Source organism: Leifsonia sp. SIMBA_070 (assembly GCF_046534635.1).
Classification (GTDB): domain Bacteria; phylum Actinomycetota; class Actinomycetes; order Actinomycetales; family Microbacteriaceae; genus Leifsonia.
On record NZ_JAWRYK010000215.1, the window covers coordinates 1 to 276 of the forward strand.

The 276-nt window shown below is 67.0% G+C and carries 1 protein-coding gene; it reads left to right on the forward strand.

Annotated elements, in window-relative coordinates:
* The coding region (locus SB754_RS20085; RefSeq protein WP_410784137.1) for an enoyl-CoA hydratase-related protein at positions 1-276 on the forward strand (276 nt) is incomplete at both ends.

A 276-nucleotide genomic window follows, 5' to 3' on the forward strand; every position in this document is an offset into this window, starting at 1 on the left:
TGGCGTTCACCGGCGATCGGGTCGACGCGGCCACCGCACTGGACTGGGGCCTGGTCTCGCGGGTCGTCGAACCAGAGGAGTTGATGGCCACCGCACAGGAACTCGCCGCGCGGGTGGCCGTGAACCCACCGCACGCGCTACGAGCCACGAAACGGCTGTTGCGCGAATCGGGACGGCAGGATTTCGACGGATTCCTGGAACTGTCGGCGGCTCTGCAGGCCCTGTCCCATCCGACCGAAGATCATCGGGAAGCCCTGGCTGCCTTCAACGAACGCC